Annotated in this window: 17 protein-coding genes and 2 pseudogenes; 11 read left to right on the top strand and 8 right to left on the bottom strand. The window is 62.4% G+C overall.

Annotated elements, in window-relative coordinates; genetic code table 11:
* Positions 1 to 205, top strand: a pseudogene (locus tag N5J71_RS03830) (REP-associated tyrosine transposase); the annotation flags it as partial.
* A gap of 69 nt (positions 206 to 274) precedes the next feature.
* On the opposite strand, the gene N5J71_RS03825 reads toward N5J71_RS03830, so the two are convergent.
* On the bottom strand, positions 275 to 619 hold the full coding sequence (locus tag N5J71_RS03825; protein WP_004424987.1) for a type II toxin-antitoxin system HicB family antitoxin: 345 nt from the start codon (positions 617 to 619) through the stop codon (positions 275 to 277).
* Positions 616 to 870, bottom strand: a complete 255-nt coding sequence (locus tag N5J71_RS03820; protein WP_074857836.1) for a type II toxin-antitoxin system HicA family toxin — start codon at positions 868 to 870, stop codon at positions 616 to 618. The genes N5J71_RS03825 and N5J71_RS03820 overlap by 4 nt, the downstream gene beginning before the upstream one ends.
* Positions 871 to 1,087: 217 nt before the next feature.
* On the opposite strand from N5J71_RS03820, the gene mntA reads away from it, so the two are divergent.
* Both mntA and hepT read left to right on the top strand, forming a co-directional pair.
* Positions 1,088 to 1,486 carry a type VII toxin-antitoxin system MntA family adenylyltransferase antitoxin gene (mntA, locus tag N5J71_RS03815; protein ID WP_279916339.1) on the top strand — a complete coding sequence of 133 codons (399 nt, stop codon included), beginning with the start codon at positions 1,088 to 1,090 and terminating at the stop codon, positions 1,484 to 1,486.
* The gene (hepT, locus tag N5J71_RS03810) at positions 1,476 to 1,898 is read left to right on the top strand and encodes a type VII toxin-antitoxin system HepT family RNase toxin (RefSeq protein WP_279916338.1); all 423 of its coding nucleotides are present in this window, start codon (positions 1,476 to 1,478) and stop codon (positions 1,896 to 1,898) included. Before mntA ends, hepT begins: the two co-directional genes overlap by 11 nt.
* Positions 1,899 to 2,150: 252 nt before the next feature.
* Here hepT and N5J71_RS03805 read toward each other — a convergent pair whose 3' ends face one another.
* The 3 genes and pseudogenes from N5J71_RS03805 to N5J71_RS03795 form a co-directional block, all read right to left on the bottom strand.
* Entirely contained in the window at positions 2,151 to 2,540 is a 390-nt protein-coding gene (locus N5J71_RS03805) for a type II toxin-antitoxin system VapC family toxin (RefSeq protein ID WP_206407896.1), read from the bottom strand.
* The gene (locus tag N5J71_RS03800; protein ID WP_004424974.1) at positions 2,537 to 2,794 is read right to left on the bottom strand and encodes a type II toxin-antitoxin system Phd/YefM family antitoxin; all 258 of its coding nucleotides are present in this window, start codon (positions 2,792 to 2,794) and stop codon (positions 2,537 to 2,539) included. The genes N5J71_RS03805 and N5J71_RS03800 overlap by 4 nt, the downstream gene beginning before the upstream one ends.
* Positions 2,795 to 4,008: 1,214 nt before the next feature.
* A pseudogene (locus N5J71_RS03795) lies at positions 4,009 to 4,347 on the bottom strand (nicotinate-nucleotide diphosphorylase); the annotation flags it as partial.
* A gap of 122 nt (positions 4,348 to 4,469) precedes the next feature.
* On the opposite strand from N5J71_RS03795, the gene N5J71_RS03790 reads away from it, so the two are divergent.
* Together N5J71_RS03790 and N5J71_RS03785 are read left to right on the top strand one after the other, a co-directional pair.
* Complete coding sequence (locus tag N5J71_RS03790) at positions 4,470 to 4,934, top strand: nucleotidyltransferase substrate binding protein (protein ID WP_255311574.1); 465 nt, start codon at positions 4,470 to 4,472, stop codon at positions 4,932 to 4,934.
* Entirely contained in the window at positions 4,931 to 5,260 is a 330-nt protein-coding gene (locus tag N5J71_RS03785; RefSeq protein WP_074857740.1) for a nucleotidyltransferase family protein, read from the top strand. Before N5J71_RS03790 ends, N5J71_RS03785 begins: the two co-directional genes overlap by 4 nt.
* 940 nt (positions 5,261 to 6,200) lie before the next feature.
* On the opposite strand, the gene nadC is transcribed toward N5J71_RS03785, so the two are convergent.
* Positions 6,201 to 7,049, bottom strand: a complete 849-nt coding sequence (gene nadC / locus N5J71_RS03780) for a carboxylating nicotinate-nucleotide diphosphorylase (RefSeq protein WP_279916337.1) — start codon at positions 7,047 to 7,049, stop codon at positions 6,201 to 6,203.
* A 403-nt stretch (positions 7,050 to 7,452) separates the two neighbouring features.
* On the opposite strand from nadC, the gene N5J71_RS03775 reads away from it, so the two are divergent.
* The 4 genes from N5J71_RS03775 to N5J71_RS03760 all read left to right on the top strand — a co-directional run bounded on the left by N5J71_RS03775 (position 7,453) and on the right by N5J71_RS03760 (position 13,821).
* Positions 7,453 to 9,753 carry a DUF1631 domain-containing protein gene (locus tag N5J71_RS03775; protein ID WP_279916336.1) on the top strand — a complete coding sequence of 767 codons (2,301 nt, stop codon included), beginning with the start codon at positions 7,453 to 7,455 and terminating at the stop codon, positions 9,751 to 9,753.
* 255 nt (positions 9,754 to 10,008) lie between these two features.
* A complete protein-coding gene (ampD, locus tag N5J71_RS03770) occupies positions 10,009 to 10,560 on the top strand; it encodes a 1,6-anhydro-N-acetylmuramyl-L-alanine amidase AmpD (RefSeq protein ID WP_279916335.1) in 552 nt (183 codons plus the stop codon).
* 2 nt (positions 10,561 to 10,562) lie between these two features.
* Complete coding sequence (ampE, locus tag N5J71_RS03765; RefSeq protein WP_279916334.1) at positions 10,563 to 11,396, top strand: regulatory signaling modulator protein AmpE; 834 nt, start codon at positions 10,563 to 10,565, stop codon at positions 11,394 to 11,396.
* Positions 11,397 to 11,790: 394 nt separating this feature from the next.
* Positions 11,791 to 13,821: a methyl-accepting chemotaxis protein gene (locus N5J71_RS03760; protein WP_279916333.1), complete on the top strand. Its 2,031-nt coding sequence runs from the start codon at positions 11,791 to 11,793 to the stop codon at positions 13,819 to 13,821.
* Positions 13,822 to 14,153: 332 nt separating this feature from the next.
* On the opposite strand, the gene N5J71_RS03755 is transcribed toward N5J71_RS03760, so the two are convergent.
* Together N5J71_RS03755 and cra are read right to left on the bottom strand one after the other, a co-directional pair.
* Positions 14,154 to 14,933 carry a TatD family hydrolase gene (locus tag N5J71_RS03755; RefSeq protein WP_279916331.1) on the bottom strand — a complete coding sequence of 260 codons (780 nt, stop codon included), beginning with the start codon at positions 14,931 to 14,933 and terminating at the stop codon, positions 14,154 to 14,156.
* A gap of 88 nt (positions 14,934 to 15,021) precedes the next feature.
* Positions 15,022 to 16,008: a catabolite repressor/activator gene (gene cra / locus N5J71_RS03750; protein WP_279916330.1), complete on the bottom strand. Its 987-nt coding sequence runs from the start codon at positions 16,006 to 16,008 to the stop codon at positions 15,022 to 15,024.
* A 178-nt stretch (positions 16,009 to 16,186) separates the two neighbouring features.
* Here cra and ptsP point away from each other — a divergent pair, with 178 nt between their 5' ends.
* Both ptsP and pfkB read left to right on the top strand, forming a co-directional pair.
* Entirely contained in the window at positions 16,187 to 19,048 is a 2,862-nt protein-coding gene (ptsP, locus tag N5J71_RS03745; RefSeq protein ID WP_279916329.1) for a phosphoenolpyruvate--protein phosphotransferase, read from the top strand.
* Positions 19,048 to 19,968, top strand: coding sequence for a 1-phosphofructokinase (gene pfkB, locus N5J71_RS03740; protein ID WP_279916328.1), 921 nt, complete (start codon positions 19,048 to 19,050; stop codon positions 19,966 to 19,968). Before ptsP ends, pfkB begins: the two co-directional genes overlap by 1 nt.
* Positions 19,969 to 19,972: the final 4 nt, after the last annotated feature.

The raw sequence follows: 19,972 nt of genomic DNA, 5'->3' as shown, positions 1-19,972 counted from the left end.
GCGGCGCTACTGGGAGCATCAACTGCGTGATGACGAGGACTTTCGCCGGCATATAGATTATGTCTACATCAACCCTTGCAAACACGGGCTGGTGGGGCGGGTGGCGGACTGGCCCCATTCGAGCTTTCACCGTGATGTGGTGATGGGGCTTTACCCGGTTGATTGGGCGGGTGATATCGGGCTTGAGGTGCCGGGGGATGGGTAGGGGGCAAGGGGGCAGGTCTGCATCGTTCGGCGCATTACGCCTGCGGCTAATGCGCCCTACGGTTATGGCCTACGCATGTGCCTCGCGGCTCAGCACGTCGGCAACCCACTGGTTGATGCTCTTGTGCTCCAGTTCCGCTTTTACCGCGACCGTGGCGTGCAGCTCTGGCCCCAGGCGTAGGCTGAGCTTGCCGGAGTAGGTTTTTTGCGGCGGGCGATCCAGCTGAGCGCAGGTGTCGAGGTAGTCGTTCACTGCTTCTTCGAATGCCGTGCGAAGTTCCTGAACGGACTCACCATGAAAATGAAAACCCACCACGTCGCGAATGCCGGCGATGTGACCAACGAAAAGGCCGTCTTCGTCGCTGTACTCGATGCGGGCTGCATAGCCCTTGTAAGTCATTGCATGCGCATTCATGGGGTAACTCCTGCTTGTTCAAGGAAGGCCCGTGCATCGCGAACCTGATACGGCTTGGCTTCCTTGTCGTGATGGGGGCGGTGAAAGGTGCCAACCACGCCATTCAGTTCGAAGCGTACGCGTGAGCCATTGCCCTCGATAGCTCTGGCGCCGGCCGCTACAAATAGCGATTCAATGCGGGACCACTCAAGTGTGCTCGGTACCGGCTTGGCGAAGACTGCTTTCAGGATAGATTGGCGAAGTCTAATCAGTCGTTTGCTACAGGCCACGATGTTTGCCGAAGTATCTGCGTGACGCCTGGAATGGAGCGTTCGGCTTTTGGGGCTGGGGCTAATCCGCCCTGCAGGCATCCGGCCTGGCTCTATTTCCTGCCGCCATGCAGCGGTCGTCTACATGGCGGTAGGTTCGGCATTGTTTGGTGCTATAGCGGTTGGGATACACTTCTAAGCGTGTATGCGGAGGTTGGCTATGAATAAGGTCGTGCTGGTCGAGTTACTGCGCTCGCGACTGGATGGTTTGCTGGCTATCTATGCCTTTGGCAGTCGTGTCCAGGGTACGGCAGACGAAGGCAGTGATCTCGATTTGGCTGTATTGGTAAAAGGTTATGTTGATCCACTGGTGCTCTGGGAGCTTGCCAGCGAGGCTGCCGATATTGCGGGTTGTCCGGTTGATCTGCTGGATTTGCGCAGGGCTTCCACCGTGATGCAGCAGCAGGTGTTGGTAAAAGGCGAGCGCTGGTGGGTGGCTGAGGGGCCCGAGGCCGGTTTGTTCGAGTGTGCTGTGTTGAGCGAGAAGCTTGAGCTGGATCGGGCCAGGGCGCCTCTGTTACGGGATATCGAGCGAGATGGGCGGGTGTATGGCCGATGATGTGTTGTTGAACAAGGCCGCAAGCATCGAACGTGGCGTCAGGCGTGCGCGTGAGGAGTATGAGCGCGACCCGGCGAGTTTTGCAGAGGACTTTACTCGGCAGGATGCGGCCATTCTGAACATCCAGCGCGCTTGCGAGGCGGCCCTGGATATGGGGCAGCATTTGATTCGGCGCGAGCGTCTCGGTATTCCGCAGAGTGCGCGCGATGTTTTTGCGCTGCTGGCTGCAGGCGGCTGGATCGACGTTAGCCTGGCCGAAGCGCTGAAGCGCATGGTGGGCTATCGCAATATTGCTGTTCATGAATACCAGGCGCTGCAGCTACCGATTACCGTTGCGGTCATTACCCGCCACCTGGGTGAATTTCTCGATTATTCCAAGAACATTCTGTTGAAGGATGCGCGGGAGGATTGAGGTTTTTCTCTCAGAAAAACGTTGTCATATCCGCACAGGTGGGCGGCTGGTTTCGTGGTGAGCCTGCTATCGATTCGCCGCGAGGCGCGGCTCCTACTGGGTGGTGGCTGCCTTGACGTGTGAAGGCTGGGGGCGCCTTGCTATGCAGAAGTCCAGTTCCGGTGTAACAAGCTGGGATTTATAGGGCCCAGGGACAGGCCGCGATTTCCCCTACTTCCGCTTATGGCGTGCGTGGTCTGTTCTGAGTCGCTCTTACTTGACGTGCCTGATTGGACCCGCGTACTTCGCTATGGCCAGATCGCTTGTGACCAATATAAAGCCTTCAGTGGTGGCCTGAGCAATCAGCATTCGATCAAATGGGTCGTTATGTATAGGTGGAAGAGCGGCGGCTGCAATGCTGTGCTGCCCGGTCATTGCCAGCTCTTGATAGTCTGCATCGAGCAGTGCTCTTCTGAGTACTGCCGGGTTAAAGTGGAAGTGGGCCTTGCCCATGGCATGCTTGATGCCAACCTCCCAGATGCTCGCAGCGCTGAAGAGCAGTTCGTTGTTGCGGTCGTTGATCAGATTGGCCGCGTCGGTTGGCAGTGAGGTGGGGGTGGCGCAGGCCCAGAGTAAAATATGAGTGTCGAGCAGCAGTTTCATGCGCCGAACATCGACTCGATTTCATTCTGAAACGGTGTGTCAATGTCGTCTGGCACATTGAAAACGCCAGTCAGCATCCCGGTGCGAGGTTTGCTTTCCTGGTTGATCGAGATGACCTTCACCATCGGCTTGCCTGCCTTTGCGATGATAAACGGGCTGCCTTGGCTGGCATCGAGAATCAGTTGTGACAGGTGCGTCTTGGCGTCGTGAATATTGACCATTTTCGGGCTGTTGGTGGGGGTCTCGGTTTTCATGGTGGAGTACCTGGTTAGCTAACGTGGTTAGTCTATTCTCCGGCGTTCCTGTTCGCAATCGTTGGTGCTAGCCGTGGTTTCCTCCAGTTTTGTGGGTGGGCTTGAGCTCCACGAGATGGCTTGAGGTGATTTGTCTCTGGTGCCAGGTGTGGGCTGCGTAACGACGGATTACGCTCGCTGATCCATCCCGCGCGATGCCATCAGCAGCCCTGAAATTGTAGGAGCCCCGCCCCGGGGCGAATTTTGGTAATCCGGTGCGATTTCGCTGAGGCCGCGATTCGCCGCGAGGCGCGGCTCCTACAGTGAGTAGGTGGCTTACTCAGGTGTCAGGTGTGGGCTGCGTCCGACGGATTACGCTTCGCTAATCCATCCCGCGCGATGCCTTCAGCAGCCCTGAAATTGTAGGAGCCCCGCCCCGGGGCGAATTTTTGTAATCCGGTGCGATTTCGCTGATGCCGCGATTCGCCGCGAGGCGCGGCTCCTACAGTGAGTCGGTGGCTTACTCAGGTGCCAGGTGTGGGCTGCGTAACGACGGATTACGCTTCGCTGATCCATCCCGCGCGATGCCTTCAGCTGTAGGAGCCCCGCCCCGGGGCGAATTTTGGTAATCCGGTGCGATTTCGCTGAGGCCGCGATTCGCCGCGAGGCGCGGCTCCTACAGTGGGTCGGTGGCTTACTCTGGCGCCAGGTGTGGGCTGCGTCCAGCGGATTACGCTCGCTGATCCATCCCGCGCGATGCCATCAGCAGCCCTGAAATTGTAGGAGCCCCGCCCCGGGGCGAATTTTTGTAATCCGGTGCGATTTCGCTGAGGCCGCGATTCGCCGCGGGGCGCGGCTCCTACAGTGGGTCGGTGGCTTACTCAGGTGCCAGGTGTGGGCTGCGTAACGACGGATTACGCTTCGCTGATCCATCCCGTGCGATGCCTTCAGCAGCCCTGAAATTGTAGGAGCCCCGCCCCGGGGCGAATTTTGGTAATCCGGTGCGATTTCGCTGAGGCTGCGATTCGCCGCGAGGCGCGGCTCCTACAGTGGGTCGGTGGCTTACTCTGGTGTCAGGTGTGGGCTGCGTCCAGCGGATTACGCTTCGCTAATCCATCCCGCGCGATGCCTTCAGCTGTAGGAGCCCCGCCCCGGGGCGAATTTTGGTAATCCGGTGCGATTTCGCTGAGGTCGCGATTCGCCGCGGGGCGCGGCTCCTACAGTGGGTCGGTGGCTTACAACGCCAGGCGCATCGACAAATCCACCGCCTTCACATCCTTGGTCAGCGTCCCTAGCGAGATGTAGTCCACGCCTGTCTCGGCGACCACGCGCAAGGTGCTGTCGTTGATCCCGCCCGAGGCTTCGAGCTTGGCGCGGCCGGCGGTGAGTCTTACGGCTTCGCGCATGTCGTCCAGTGACAGCTCGTCGAGCATGACGATATCGGCTCCCGCTTCCAGCGCTTGGCGCAGTTCTTCCAGGCTTTCCACTTCCACCGGCTTGCCTGGGGCGATCTGGTGGGTGGCGTTGATGGCCTGGGGGGTGTGTTTTTCCTTGATCAGGAAGGTGTCGAATATCTCTGTGTATGGGGTTCGCCTCGCGGTACGGCGGATTCGTAGAATGGAATAGCCGGAGGCGTGACCGTGATTTGCCGCTGTGGCAACCGTCAAAAAGGGCGCAGCTGCGAATGGTGCCCGGTATGATGGTGCAGCGTTCAACTCCTGGCATAGAGCAAGGGTTTGCTATGACTGATCAAGATATCCGCTGGCTACAGCGACTGAGCAACTATCAGCGTGCCCTTGGGCAACTGACCCGGGCGGTTGAGCTGGCGCAGAGTCGTCCGCTCAGCGAGTTGGAGCGACAGGGGCTGATCCAGGCATTCGAGTTTGTTTTCGAGTTGGCCTGGAATCTGATGAAAGATTATTTTGTTTATCAGGGCAATCCGGCTATTACGGGGTCTCGCGATGCGATTCGCACGGCGTTCAAGCAGGGGCTGGTCGTCGATGGCGAAGGTTGGATGGAGATGATCAAGAGCCGTAATCAGACGGCCCATACCTACAATGAATCCATCGCTATTGAGATCGCCGAGCGCATTCTGGCGCGTTATCAGGATCTCTTCGTGCAATTTCAGCAACGGATGCAAGGGCTGGCCAGCGAACTATGACGGGTGAGAGTCGGTTCGGGTTGCCGCTGCATGCGGTCGAGAAGTTATGCGCTGTTTTTCGCGCGTGTCCGCAGGTCGAGCGAGTCATTCTGTATGGCTCACGTGCCAAAGGTAATTATCGAGTTGGGTCGGATATCGATCTGACGGTTGAGGGGGAAGGGCTCTCACTGGCGCAGTTATTGGCCATGGAGAGCCAGATCGACGAGTTGTTGCTGCCCTGGATGGTCGATCTTTCTCTCAAGGATCGTATCGATAACCCGGCGCTGCTCGATCATATCGCTCGCGTCGGGTTGACCTTTTATGAGCGCGGCAGGGCGGATGTGTAGGGTGGAGTCGTCGTAGTTGCCTCCATCATCATCGTTTGTCATCAGGCTGCTGGTGATGCAGATAGCTGCACTCAGCGCGATGCCTTCAGCAGCCCTGAAATGGTAGGAGCCCCGCCCCGGGGCGAATTTTTGTAATCCAGCTCGATTTCGGTGAGGCTGCGATTCGCCGCGGGGCGCGGCTCCTACAGTGGGTCGGTGGTTTACTCAGGTGTCAGGTGTGGGCTGCGTCCAGCGGATTACGCTCGCTAATCCATCCCGCGCGATGCCTTCAGCAGCCCTGAAATTGTAGGAGCCCCGCCCCGGGGCGAATTTTGGTAATCCGGTGCGATTTCGCTGAGGCCGCGATTCGCCGCGAGGCGCGGCTCCTACAGTGAGTCGGTGGCTTGCTCTGGCACCAGGTGTGGGCTGCGTCCAGCGGATTACGCTCGCTGATCCATCCCGCGCGATGCCATCAGCGGCCCTGAAATTGTAGGAGCCCCGCCCCGGGGCGAATTTTGGTAATCCAGCGCGATTTCGCTGAGGCTGCGATTCGCCGCGGGGCGCGGCTCCTACAGTGAGTCGGCGGCTTACTCAGGTGTCAGGTGTGGGCTGCGTCCAGCGGATTACGCTCGCTAATCCATCCCGCGCGATGCCTTCATCGGCCCTGAAATTGTAGGAGCCCCGCCCCGGGGCGTAATGCTGTTCATTTAAGAAATGGTCGGACGCGATCAGTCCCCTCGCCCCTTCGGGGAGAGGGTTAGGGAGAGGGGAAAACTGGCAGTTTTGCGGCGTTTTCAGCCCTCTCCCCCAGCCCCTCTCCCATAAATGGGAGAGGGGAGTCAATCGCGTGCAACCTTAAGTGAGCAGCATTACGCCCCGGGGCGAGCTTTTTGTAGCTCAGCGCGATTTCGCTGAGGCCGCGATTCGCCGCGAGGCGCGGCTCCTGCAGTGAGTCGGTGGCTTATAGGGCCAAGCGCATCGACAAATCCACCGCCTTCACATCCTTGGTCAGCGTCCCTAGCGAGATGTAGTCAACGCCGGTCTCTGCGATCACGCGCAAGGTGCTGTCATTGATCCCGCCCGAGGCTTCGAGTTTGGCGCGGCCGGCGGTGAGTCTTACGGCTTCGCGCATGTCGTCCAGTGACAGCTCGTCGAGCATAACGATATCGGCTCCCGCTTCCAGCGCTTCGCGCAGTTCTTCCAGGCTTTCCACTTCCACTTCCACCGGCTTGCCCGGGGCGATCTTGTGGGCGGCGGCAATTGCCTGGGCGATGCCGCCGCAGGCCGCGATGTGGTTTTCCTTTATAAGGAAAGCATCGTACAAACCGATGCGGTGGTTGTGGCAGCCGCCGCAGGTTACGGCGTACTTCTGGGCCAGGCGCAGGCCCGGTAGGGTCTTGCGAGTGTCCAGCAGTTTTACCTGGGTGCCTTCAACCAGGTCGGCATAGTGGCGGCAGCGGGTGGCGACTGCAGACAGGGTCTGCAGGAAGTTCAGGGCGCTGCGCTCGCCGCTGAGCAGGGCGCGGGCCGGGCCTTCTAGGCGGAACAGAGTCTGGTCGGCGCTGACCTTGTCGCCATCCTGCACCTGCCAGTGCACTGCGACGCGCGGGTCGAGCTGGCGAAATACCGCATCGACCCAGGCGGTGCCGCAAATTACTGCTTCTTCCCGTGTGATCACGCGGGCGCTGGCCAGGCGCTCGGCCGGTATCAGCTGGGCGGTGATGTCGCCGCTGCCAATGTCTTCGGCCAGGGCGCGGCGGACGTTGGCTTCGATTTCGCTGCTGAGGTCGGCGAGGGTCAGGTTGGGCATGATCGGCTCCGGTGTAGACGAGCGGCGATTATAGAGCCAGGCAGGGGCAGGGCAATGGGCTGAAGTGTGCTCGCAGCCATCGAAGGGCAAAGGATTTCGCTGCGGCGTGCGGCATCAGAAAAGGCATGTGCGGCCCGACCAGCGGGGCAGCGTCACAGGGCTGTCAGCGTTAGGCTGCAGAGATACGGCTGTCGTGTATTGGCTACCGTCTGGAGGTGGCGTGTAGCTATCTGTGATCTGGGTCATGTCTGTGGGAAAAATTGGCTTGGTATGGCGCGCAGCCTCCCTATAATGGCTTTACTTTTTTTATTATTGACGCCAGGCCTTTGACGTTAAGGACGACGCTCGGTTGACGCTGTGCAGACCAGGAAGCTCGGGTTCGGGCAGTCTGCGGGAGACTAGAATGAAGACCGACGCGAATGTGGTGCCGCTGACCAAGGCCACCGCTGAGCAATCGCCAACTTCGCCGGTAGGAAGACTGCCCGTGGCGCTGATTCAGGTGCGTGACAAAGCCGCGCAACAGCTCAAGCAGAACCTGCAGAGCCTGTTCGACAATGCTGACGATACCCTCTTCGAGATGGCGGATCGGGCGACCAGCAATGCCGAGCAGAACGCTTTCTTCGAGGCGATGCGCGACCTGCGCCTGAAGCGCAAGAACATCGAGCGCGGCTTTCTGCAGAAGGTGTTCGAGTCCTTCGCCAATCTCAATCAGTACGAAATCGGCAAGCCGCAGCCGGCTCTGGATGCGGTTTCGTTCGACAGTCTGAGCCTGGTGCAGAACGACGAGTTGGAGGAGACCGTGGCGCTGGATGCCATGGTGGCCAAGGTGATGAGTCGTGATGCCATGGCGCTGGGCCACCTCACCACACGCCTCAACGCCGTAATCAGCAAGAAGCTTGACGACAAGAGCAATCCACTCGGTCCAACCCTGCTCAGTGAGTACTTCCTCGATGCCTGCAGCGGCTTGGGTGTGGAGATCAAGGTCAAGCTGATCATCCTTAAGTTGTTCGAAAAATACGTACTAGGCAGTTGCGACATTCTGTATGCCGAGGCCAACCAGGCGCTGGTCAATGCCGGTGTGTTGCCGGAATTGAAGTCCGCACCGCCACGCCGTCAGCAACGCCCTGCCGCTTCCGCTTATGCACAGTCCTCGGGCGAGGAAGGCATTTCCCTGCTCGAGGGTGCCGACCAGAGCGTTCAGGAAGTCTTCGGTGCGCTGCAGGATTTGCTCTCGCAAGTACGCGGTACTGCCATGCCGCGCCGCGCTCAGGTGGCCGATGCGTTACCGATCACCAGCAATGATCTGATGCGCCTGCTCTCGCACATGCAGCAGCGCGCTCCGGCGCACGTCAATATCGAGGACTTCGATCTGCGCGATCAGCTCGAGCGCCTGCTCGAACGTGCCAGCGTCAAGAGTGGCAAGGCGCGCGTGGTCGGCGAAGTCGATGAAGACGTGATCAACCTGGTGTCGATGCTGTTCGAGTTCATTCTCGATGACCGCACTCTGCCGGACTCGCTCAAGGCCCTGATTGGCCGCCTGCAGATTCCGATGCTCAAGGTGGCGGTGCTGGACAAGACCTTCTTCAGCCGTGGCAGCCATCCGGCGCGCCGCTTGCTCAACGAGATCGCCTCTGCCGCGCTGGGTTGGGTCGATCAGGACGATGCACAGCGTGACAGCCTTTATCAGAAGATCGAGCAGGTGGTGCAGCGTCTGCTGAACGATTTCGTCGATGATCCGGCGATCTTCTCCGAACTGCTGGCCGAGTTCATGGCGTTCACTGGCGATGAGCGTCGTCGTAGTGAACTGCTCGAACAGCGTACTCGCGACGCCGAGGAAGGCAGCGCCAAGGCCGAATTGGCCCGCCGCCAGGTCGAACATGCACTGAACGAGCGGCTGCTGGGCAAGACCCTGCCGGAAGTGGTGGTGCGGCTGCTGCAGGAAGCCTGGAGCAAGGTGCTGATGCTCACTTGCCTCAAGCATGGCGTGGAATCGGACGAATGGCAGGCTGCGCTGCAGACCATGGATGAGCTGGTCTGGAGTGTCGCCCCGCACGAGGATCCCGAGGCGCGTCTGCGTTTGCTGGAACTGGTGCCCGGCTTGCTCAAGGCGCTGCGCGAAGGCATGGCCAGTGCGGCGTTCGATCCGTTCTCTACCAGCGAATTCTTCAGCCAATTGGAAGTGCTGCATGTGCAGGCCTTCCAACGCTTCAAGCGCGCGGCCCCGGAAGCCGAGACGGCCGTTGCCGAGGATGCAGCGCACACCGATCCGAGCGAAGCCGGCATCGATTTGCCACTGCTGGAGCTGCCGGCCGCCGAAGAGGTCGAGGACGCTCCGGCGATGGTCGAGGTGGTCGAAGAGATCATTCTGCTCGCGCCGGGCCAGACCCGTCCGCAGGAGCCGGATGTAGTGCTCCCGGACGACGACGAGGCGTTGCTGCAGGTGGACAGCCTGCGTGTGGGTAGCTGGGTGGAAATCCAGGAAGATGAAGAGCACAAGCTGCGCTGCAAGCTGGCGGCGATCATCAAGCCGACTGGCAAGTATGTGTTCGTCAATCGCACCGGCATGAAGGTGCTGGAGAAAACGCGCAACGCGCTGGCGGTGGAGTTCCGCCGCAACGCCGTGCGCCTGCTTGACGATGCGTTGCTGTTCGACCGCGCCCTGGAGTCGGTCATTGGCAATCTGCGTAAGTTGAAGAACGCCTGAGAGCAACTCCGCTGCTGATATCTGTAGGAGCCGGCTTGCTGGCGATGGTCCTTGTCAGGCGAGCATTTGATCGCCAGCAAGCTGGCTCCTACAAACTCCCGCCTGCGTTTGGTTGATTGGTATCGCCCACCCGCTAACGTTTGCCACTCTTCGTTTTAGCGTGAGATTTTCCCGCCTTTGCACATCCTGTTGCGGCCTCGCGCTTGGCCGACGTAGCCACCTGCTCTAGAGTGGTGACACGTTCAGGAGTGCCACATGCTGCTCGACCCTTCCACTGGCTGGTTTCAGGGCATCCCTCACTGCCCATCGCCGAATTTCAACGCTCGCCCCGGTGGCGAGATCTCTCTGCTGGTGGTGCACAACATCAGCCTGCCACCCGGGCAGTTCGGTACTGGCAAGGTGCAAGCGTTCTTTCAGAACCGCTTGCCGGTGGACGAGCATCCTTTCTTCGCCGAAATTGCTTCCTTGCAGGTTTCCGCGCATTTTTTCATCGAGCGTGATGGCGGGCTGACGCAGTTCGTCTCCTGTCTGGATCGTGCCTGGCACGCCGGGGTTTCCTGGTTCGAGGGGCGCGACAACTGCAACGATTTTTCGCTGGGTGTGGAGCTGGAAGGGACGGATGATCTGCCTTATACCGATGCTCAATACGCCAGGTTGGCCGAGCTGACGCGGCAGTTGCTGGACGCTTACCCGGCACTGTCGACGCAGCGCATCCGCGGCCACAACGATATCGCGCCTGGGCGCAAGACCGACCCGGGGGCAGCGTTCGACTGGTCGCGTCTGCACGCCGAATTGAAGGAGAGGTAGCAATGAGTTTTCTGGTGATTCTGCTGGTGCTGTGGGTCGAGAAATTTTCTGCCTGGCGTCTGCGCATCCAGCAGGACGGCCCCTGGTTGGCACAGCTCCAGCGTTTGCAACAGGGTGGTTTTCAGCAGGCGCCCTGGCTGTGCCTGGCGCTGCTGGTGTTGCTGCCGGTGCTGGTGCTGGGGCTGCTCTTGCTGGTGCTCGAACCGCTGGCTTACGGTTGGCTGGCGTTGCCCGTGCATTTGCTGGTGCTGATCTACAGCCTGGGGCGTGGCGATCTGCTCGCCGCCCTGGGGCCGTTTCGTGATGCCTGGCGGCGTGGCGATGGTCAGGCGGCTTATCACGTGGCCGAACGTGACCTTTCGTTAGAACCGGAGGAGGGCAGCGAGCTGCTGGTGCAGGTTCAGGGGCACTTGCTGTGGCAGGCGTATCAAAGCTTCTTCGCGGTTATTTTCTGGTATCTGCTGCTTGGGCCGATGGCGGCGCTGGCGTATCGCCTGCTGGCGCTGAGCGCCGAGCATGCGCAGCAGCCGGCGTTGCGTGAGCGAGCGGTGCAACTGCGACATGCCTTCGATTGGCTGCCGGCGCGGGTGCTGGCCTCCAGTTTCGCGCTGGTCGGTAATTTCGTCGCCGTCAGCCGCGCCTTGCTGCATGAGCTGCTGAGCTGGGACATTTCTGCCGCGCAACTGGTGATCAAGGCCGGACGTGCGGCCGCTGAGATGCCGCCGCCAGTGATGGGTGAGGAGGGTGTCGATACCCTGGATCAGCTGTGGCAACTGCTGATTCGTGCCGCAGTGGTCTGGTATGCCGGTTATGCGGTTTGGGTGTTATTCATCTAGAGATCCTGCCCAAGCGCTATGCAGGGCGGGGGCAGCCTGCTGTCACGCACAGTGGCGGGTTGCACCCGCCCTACGTGCCGGCTTTGTGGAAGCCGCGCCCTGCGGCGAATGGCAAAACAGCATTCGCCCCGAGTCGGTGCTCCTACACGGCCTTAGCTGGACGCGCTCAGCGCGCATTTAACCTTAAGTTACAGAGGCGCGTGTCGATAAGGGGTATAAGGAGGCGGTAGCCGACCCTGTTTGGTGATTTTCGTCACATTTATCTGCCTGTATTCGCCGCGTCGATTCACGCGCCACAGGTCGGGCTGCACAGGACGCCGTCGTCAGCCCGTGAGAGGCTCTGCGGCCGTTCAAGCGATACCAATAACAATAAAATGGCAACTGGAGACGTCTAGTGAAGACAGTGTTGTACCCGGCCATCGCGCTGATGAATCGCCTCAGCTTCGGCATGAAGTTCAGCCTGATCAGCGTTTTGTTCTTCCTGCCTATGCTCGTCACCAACTTCTATCTGGTGCGTGACTCCTATCGTCAGTTCGTTGGTACCCAGACTGCCCTGGAAAGCCTCGAGCTACTCGGCAGTAGCTTGCAGCTGCGCCGCGATCTGGAGAGCCTCAACGACCTGGTGCAGATCAACGCGATGATCGGTCAGTCCGGTCAGGCGGGGGATCTGGAGGGGCGTATAGATCAACTGCAGCAGTCGCTCAATACCGGCCTGCAAGGGCTGCAGCCGGTGACCAGCGATGCCGAGCAGGCAGCGGAGTTCGTCGCCAAGCGCGACGAATTGCTGGCCGAGCTGAAAAGCGCAGAGGCCGAGACCTCGTTGCAGAGCAAGACCGTCATCGTCGAGAAGCTGCTGGGCTCCTCCCAGGTCTTCATCAAGCTGGTGGCCAGCCAGGCGGGGTTGAGCCAGGACCCGCAACGCCAGGTGCGGCAGATTACCGAGCTGATCACCAACGTCACCCCGCAGATCACCAATGTGCTCAGCCAAGGCCGTGCCATCGGCGCCTATTCCCTGGGGCAGGGTTTTCTCAATTCGGCGGCCAGTACCAAGTTCGATGACCTGCTGCTGCAGTTGGAGAAGTTGCATGCCGAGTACGGCCTGAATCTGCAGGAGGCACTGGCCGGTAACGTCGCGGCGCAGAATGGGCTGGGCAGCCTGGCCGAAGCCAGTCGCCAGAGTCTGAAGGACAGCGGCGTACTGTTCGAGGATCAGGTGATCATCGCCGACAGCCTGGATACGCCCTGGGCGCAGTTCTACGATCAGGTCAGCCAGGAAATGGCCAAGACCTACGCCTTCAACGACGGCCTGCTGGCGTTCCTCGATAGCCAGTTGAGTGAGCGGCTGACCGAGAACCGAGCACAGATGGTGTTGCTGGTGGTGGCGTTGGTGGTGGTGTTCCTGTTGATCGTCTACCTCTACAGCGGCTTCTACGTTTCCACCCGCTCTACCCTGAAAAACCTGGGTAAGGTGATGGACAGGGTTGCCGCAGGCGATATGACGGCCAACTTCCAGGCACAGAGCCGAGACGAGCTGGGCGAGCTGGGGCAGGTGTTCAACCAGACCGTGGTGCGTATCCATGACCTGATCGAGCGCGTCGGGCATACGGTGGGCGAGGTCGGTGGCCAGGCGGATCGTGTCGAGCTGGTTTCAGGCGAGAGCAACCAGGCGGTGGCTGGTCAGCGTGCACAGATCGAGCAGGTGGCCACGGCGATGAACCAGATGTCCGCCACTGCCCAGGAGGTGGCGCGCAGCGCCGCCGCTGCGGTGGGTAGCGCGCAGAGCGTTAATCAGGAAACGGTCAGTGGCCGCGCATTGGTCGAGCAGCAGGTCGGTGCGATCCAGCGTCTTGCCGGTGAAATCGACCAGTCAGTGGCGGTGATCAACCAGCTGGCCAGCGACAGTGCGGCGATCAGCCAGGTACTCGATGTGATCAAGGGCATCGCCGAGCAGACCAACCTGCTGGCGCTCAATGCTGCCATCGAGGCGGCGCGGGCTGGTGAACAGGGTCGCGGTTTCGCCGTGGTGGCTGACGAGGTGCGCAACCTGGCCAAGCGCACCCAGCAGTCCACCGAAGAGATCGAAGCGATGATCGCCAAGCTGCAGGGCGGTGTGGGGGCGGCGGTGAAGGCGATGAACGCCAGTCACCAGATGGCGGATGGTACGGTCAGCCAGTCGGCCAAGGTGCAGCAGGCCCTGGAGAACATCCTCGGCGCAGTGGGCATGATCGTCGACCAGAACCAGCAGATCGCCGCGGCGGCCGAGCAGCAGACGGCGGTGGCGCACGATATCGACCAGAATATCGTCGAGATCAATCATGCGGGTGAGCGCACCGCTGCCGGTGCCAGCCAAACCGAGCAGGCCAGCCGCGAGCTGAGCGAGCTGGTTACGCGTCTCAAGCAGTTGATCGGCGCGTTTCGCGTCTGATCGCTCCTCCCACAGGCTTCCCTTGGCCATTGCTCTGACCCTGTAGGAGCGGTGCCCCGCCGCGAGCTTGGGCGACTCTCTCCAGTCGCCTTTCCTGCGCAGAGCCTGTCCTCGAAGCGTTCCTGGTCGGAGGACGGGAATCCAGAGTCTCTGTAGCTCCTGGGCTCCCGCCTTCGCGGGAGTGACGGTGAAGGTTGTTCCATAACAACCGGAAGCACAGATGGCACGTGTAGGAGCGGCGCCCCGCCGCGAATCAGGGCGACACGGTCTGGAAGCATTCGCCCCGGGGCGGGGCTCCTACAGACGGTCATGTAAGACGATTTTCCTGAGGTCTATGCCCAGCCGAACAACTCATCCGCATTACGGCTGCTGGCCGTAGCCAGCTCTTCGGCTGTAACGCCACGCAACGCTGCCAGCTCGGCACAGATGTCAGCCAGGTACTCCGGGCTGTTGCGCTGGTTGGGGTACATGGCTGGGGCCATGTCCGGTGAGTCGGTTTCCAGCACGATGCTCTCCAACGGCAGCTGCGCCACCACCTTGCGCAGTCGATTGGCTTGCGGCCAGGTAGCGGCGCCACCAAGACCGAGGCGGAAACCCAGCTTGATGTACTCGCGCGCCTCCTCGTAGCTACCGGCGAAGGCGTGGATGATGCCGCCGCGCGCCAGACGAAAGCGCTTGAGGGTGGCGATGGTCGCGGCATGGGCGCGGCGCACGTGCAGCAGCGCCGGCAGTTCGAAGTCGGCAGCAAGTTGCAGCTGTGCTTCGAACAGCGCCTGCTGGCGCTGCCGATCCAACTGCTCCAGGTAATAGTCCAGACCGAACTCACCGACGGCGCACAACTTGTGGTGCCCAGCCAGTTTGCTCAGCCAGTCGCGCAGCTCAAGGAGATCCTGCGGACGATGTTCGTCCAGATAGACTGGATGCAGGCCGAAGGCTGCGTACAGGCTTTCATCTTCTTCGACCAGCTGCCATAGCCGCTGCCAGTTGGCCTGGTAGACGCCGAGCACGACCATGCGCTGCACGCCCAGCGCGTGGCTGCGCGCGAGTACTTCGTCGCGATCGGCGTCGAAGTCGGGGAAGTCCAGGTGCGTATGGGTGTCGATCAGGCGCATGGGCCAAGCTTCGGTGATTTTTCAGGCAGATGCCAGGCGTGGATACGTCTACTACCCGTCATGATCGCCCGCCAGCGGGCGTCAGAAACTACAGGCGCGCCTTGAAACTGCGTTCGATGGCCTCGATGCCGGGGCTATAGTCGTTGTTCTCCACCGCCTGTAAGGTCCAGGCCAATACCCGTTCGGCAATGCGTTCGTGCTGCTGGCTCATGGCATTGACCCGCAGCGGCAGGAAATCCAGCAACTGGGTATCGCCGAATGTGGCCAGACGCACTGAAGGCCATTGCTCGCTGCCCTGTTCGCGTAGCGCATCGAACACCCCTTCGAGCAGCACGTAGGCGGTGGTCAGCAGCGCATCCGGCGAGCCGACTTCCTCCAGCAGTGTTTGCATCTGTCGGTAGCCACAAGCACGGCTGAACAGCTCACCGTGATAGACGCTGACGCGCCCGTCGAAACCTTCCAGTGCCGAACGGAAGCCGCGTTCGCGCGCCTGGCTGATGACCAGTTCAGCGCGTGCGCCAAGCAGCGCGATATGACGCGGTTTGGGCGTCAGCAGGCTGGCGGTGAGGGTGCGTCCGGCTTGTTCGTCATCGCTGACCACCGAGCGAATGTGAGTGGGCGACAATGCCCGGTCGACTGCGATCACGGGCAGGCCGGTGGCGACGATGCTGGGGTACAGCGGGTCGTCCGGCGGTAGGCAACTGGCGACGATCAGTGCCTCGCAGCGACGCGAGCGAAACAGGTCGAGCAACTGCCGTTCGCTGCTCGGGTCGTCATCGGAACTGGCGATCAGCAACTGGTAGCCGGCGGCGCGGGCCTTCTGCTCGAGCAGCTTGGCCAGGCGCGCATAGCTGGGATTTTCCAGGTCCGGCAGGATGAAACCGAGGCAGCGACTCTGCCCGCGCCGCAGGCTGGCAGCCTGCTGATCCGGGCGATAGCCATGCTCTTCGACCACCGCCAGCACCCGGGCCACGGTGGCAGGGCTGATCCGGCGTTTCTCTGCCTGACCGTTGATCACGTAGCTGGCGGTTGTAACCGAGACCTGAGCCAGGCGGGCGATGTCGCTGAGTTTCACGGGCGCATCCTGAATCGCTGATTGAGAGGGCGTGCGAGCGCCGCGAGTCTACGCGACTCGGCGACGGCCGGGCTTCAAGGATCACTCATTATCGGATAAGGTGCCAGCGCTTGATGAATCGTTTCAGCATGCTGATTCATCGACTAGTCTTAGCCAAAACAATAAGTCGGAGACCACTATGCTCGAACTCGATGCCAGCCAAATCCAGATGGGCCGGGCTGCGGCGAACAAGGACGAAGCTCTGGCCATGCTTGGCGATGCGCTGGCCTCTGCCGGCCTGGCCACTCCGGCTTATCTCGAAGGCCTGCAGGCGCGTGAAGCCCAGGGTTCGACCTTCCTCGGCCAGGGCATCGCCATTCCCCATGGCACGCCGCAGACCCGCGACCAGGTGCTGCGCACCGGCGTCAGCCTGATCCAGTTCCCCGATGGGGTGGACTGGGGCAATGGCCAGCAGGTGTACCTGGCCATCGCCATCGCCGCGCAATCCGACGAACACCTGCATCTGCTACAACTGCTGACCCGCGCGCTGGGCGAGGGCGATCTGAGCCAGGCGCTGCGTGAGGCCCGTGAGCCGGCGCAGATTCTCGAACTGCTGCAGGGCGCACCGCAGGCGCTGGCGCTGGACGGCCAACTGGTGGCACTGGGGCAGCCGGCTGAAGATTTCGACGAATTGCTTTGGCAGGGCGCGCGCCTGTTGCGCCAGGCTGGCTGCGCACGCAGCGGTTTCGCCCTCGGTCTGGCCCGTGGCGAGCCGCTGCCGCTGGGCGATGGCCTGTGGTGGCTGCACAGCGAGGCCAGTGTCGAGCGGCCCGGGCTGGCCTTCGTCACCCCGGCGCAGCCGCTGAGTTTTCGCGGCGAGGCGTTGCGCGGTCTGTTCTGCCTGGCCAGCCAGGGTGAGGCGCATCGCCAGGCGCTGGAGCGCCTGTGCGATGTGTTGATCGGTGGCCGCGCGGCGGCTTTCAGTGAAGCCAGTGATAGCCGCCAGGTAATCGAGGCGCTGGGCGGTGAGGTGCCGCCGGACTGGCCCAGCCTCAGTGTGCCGCTGCTCAATGCCCATGGCCTGCACGCGCGCCCGGCCAAGGCGCTGAGCGAATTGGCGCAGGGGTTTACCGGCGATATCCGCGTGCGCCTGCTTGGCGATACGGGCGCCGGGGTCTCGGCCAAGAGCCTCAGTCGCCTGCTGGCGTTGGGTGCGCGGCGTGGCCAGATGCTCGAATTCAGCGCTGAACCGGCGATTGCCGACAGTGCGCTGCCTGCCATTCGCGCTGCACTGGAGAGTGGTCTGGGGGAAACGGTCGAACCGCTGAGCGAGGCATTGCCGGAAGTGGCTGCGCAGTTGCAGGCGCTCGAGGCTGTCGCGCCGGTTGCCGGGAGCCGCCTGCTGGCGGTCGGTGCGTCGCCGGGTATCGCCATCGGCCCAGCATTGGTGCGCACGCCGCCAGTGTTTGATTTTGCCGAGCAAGGCCAGGGTGTCGAACAGGAACGAGCGCGACTGGCGTCAGCCCTGGCCGCTGTCGCTGCGCAGATCCAGCGTCTGGTCGATGGCGCCGGTGTGGCGAGCATCCGGGAAATCTTCAGTGCTCACCTGGCCATGCTCGCCGATCCGGCGCTGCGTGAAGACGTCGACGCCCGCCTGGCCAAGGGCGCGAGCGCCGAGGCGGCCTGGCAGGTCGAGGTCGAGGCGGCGGCCAAGCGTCAGGAGGCGCTGCATGACCCATTGCTGGCCGAGCGAGCGGCTGATCTGCGTGATATCGGCAACCGTGTGCTGGCGCATCTGTGTGGCGTAGAGCTGCTCAGCGAGCCGAACGAGCCGTACATCCTGGTGATGGCTGAAGTCGTGCCGTCGGACGTCGCTAGCCTCGACCGTCAGCGCGTGGCCGGCATCCTCACCGCCCAGGGTGGCGCCACCGCGCACAGCGCGATCATCGCTCGCGCCCTGGGGATTCCCGCCGTGGTCGGTGCCGGCGATGGCGTGCTGGCGCTGGCGCAAGGCACGCCGCTGCTGCTCGATGGCGACAGCGGCCTGCTGCGCATCGCCCCGGATGCGGCCGAGCGTGATCAGGCGCTGCATGAACGTGAGACGGCGCAGCAGCGGCGCGAGCAGGCGCATGCCGAGCGCTTCAGCGAAGCGCAGACCCGTGACGGTGTGCGTGTGGAAGTGGCGGCCAATATCGGTGCCAGCGGTGAAACCGCCGACGCCGTGGAGCTGGGCGCGGAAGCGGTGGGCCTGCTGCGCACCGAGCTGGTGTTCATGGAGCATGCCCAGGCGCCGGATCACGCCGCGCAGGAGCGCGAATACCGGCGCGTACTCGATGCCCTCGCCGGTCGGCCGCTGGTGGTGCGCACCCTGGATGTCGGCGGCGATAAACCCCTGCCGTACTGGCCGATGCCGGCCGAGGAAAACCCCTTCCTCGGTGTGCGTGGCATTCGCCTGAGCCTGCAGCGTCCGGAGATTCTCGAAACCCAGCTGCGCGCCTTGCTCGCCTCGGCCGATGGCCGGCCGCTGCGGATCATGTTCCCCATGGTCGGTTCGGTGGAGGAATGGCGTGCCGCGCGTGACATGGTGCAGCGCCTGCGCGAAGAGATCGAAGTGCGCGACCTGCAGGTCGGCATCATGATCGAAGTGCCCTCGGCAGCGCTGCTGGCACCTGTACTCGCACGCGAGGTGGACTTCTTCAGCATCGGCACCAATGACCTGACCCAGTACTGCCTGGCCATCGACCGCGGCCATCCGCAGCTGTCGGCGCAGGCCGATGGTCTGCACCCGGCCGTGCTGCGCCTGATCGAGATGACCGTGACCGCTGCCCATGCCCAGGGCAAGTGGGTCGGCATCTGCGGCGAACTGGCCAGTGACCGTCTGGCCGTGCCGCTGCTGGTGGGGCTTGGCGTGGACGAACTGAGCGTGACGCCACGCTCGATTGCCCTGGTCAAGGCCCGTGTGCGCGAGCTGGACAGCCGCCAGGCGCGAACCCTGGCCGACCGCGCCCTGACCCTGGACAGTGCCAGCGCCGTGCGCGCGCTGGTGGCGGAGATGCACTGATGGCCCGAATCCTGACCCTGACCCTGAATCCGGCGCTGGACCTGACCCTGCGCCTGGATCGCCTGCAGCCCGGTGCGGTCAACCGCTGCCATGAGCTGCGCAGCCACGCCGCCGGCAAGGGGCTGAATGTCGCCCAGGTGCTGGCCGACCTTGGCCACAGCCTGAGCGTTGCCGGTTTTCTCGGTCGTAGCAATGCCGCGCCGTTCGAGAGCCTGATGCACAAGCGCGGCTTTCATGATCTGTTCATCCGCGTGCCGGGTGAGACGCGCAGCAATATCAAGCTGGCCGAGGCCGATGGCTGCATCACCGACCTCAACGGCCCTGGCCCACAGGTCGAGGCCGAGCACCTGGAGCGCCTGGAGGCTGAGCTGGAGCCGCTGCTCGCCGGGCATGACGCCGTGGTGGTGGCCGGCAGCCTGCCGCGTGGCGTCACCGCGCAATGGTTCGCCGGCCTGCTGCGGCGGATCAAGGCCAGCGGCGTGCCGCTGGCGGTCGATAGCAGTGGTGCTGCCCTGCAGGCGGCGCTGGGCGTCGCCCCGTGGCTGATCAAACCCAATGAAGAAGAACTGGCCGAGGTATGCGGCAGCGACCTGTCTGCTGCCGTGCAGACGCTGCGCGCGCAGGGTATCGAGCACGTGCTGCTGTCGCGCGGTGCAGATGGCGTCGACTGGCATGGCCCGGACATTGCCCTGCGTGCCATACCGCCGCGTGTCGAGGTCGCCAGTACGGTCGGTGCCGGTGACTCGCTGCTGGCGGCCAGCCTGCACGGCCTGCTCGAAGGCTGGCCAGCCGAACGCACCTTGCGTCTGGCCACGGCGGTGGCGGCGCAGGCGGTCACCCAGATCGGCTTCGGCATCCATGATCGCGAGCAGCTGGCCCGTCTTGAAGCGGCCGTGCACTTGCACTCCATAGAAGAATAAGAGG

This window comes from Ectopseudomonas oleovorans (assembly GCF_029845265.1).
Classification (GTDB): Bacteria; Pseudomonadota; Gammaproteobacteria; order Pseudomonadales; family Pseudomonadaceae; genus Aquipseudomonas; species Aquipseudomonas oleovorans.
The sequence above is the reverse complement of the archived record's forward strand: the minus strand, read 5'-3'. Positions and strand labels throughout refer to the sequence as shown.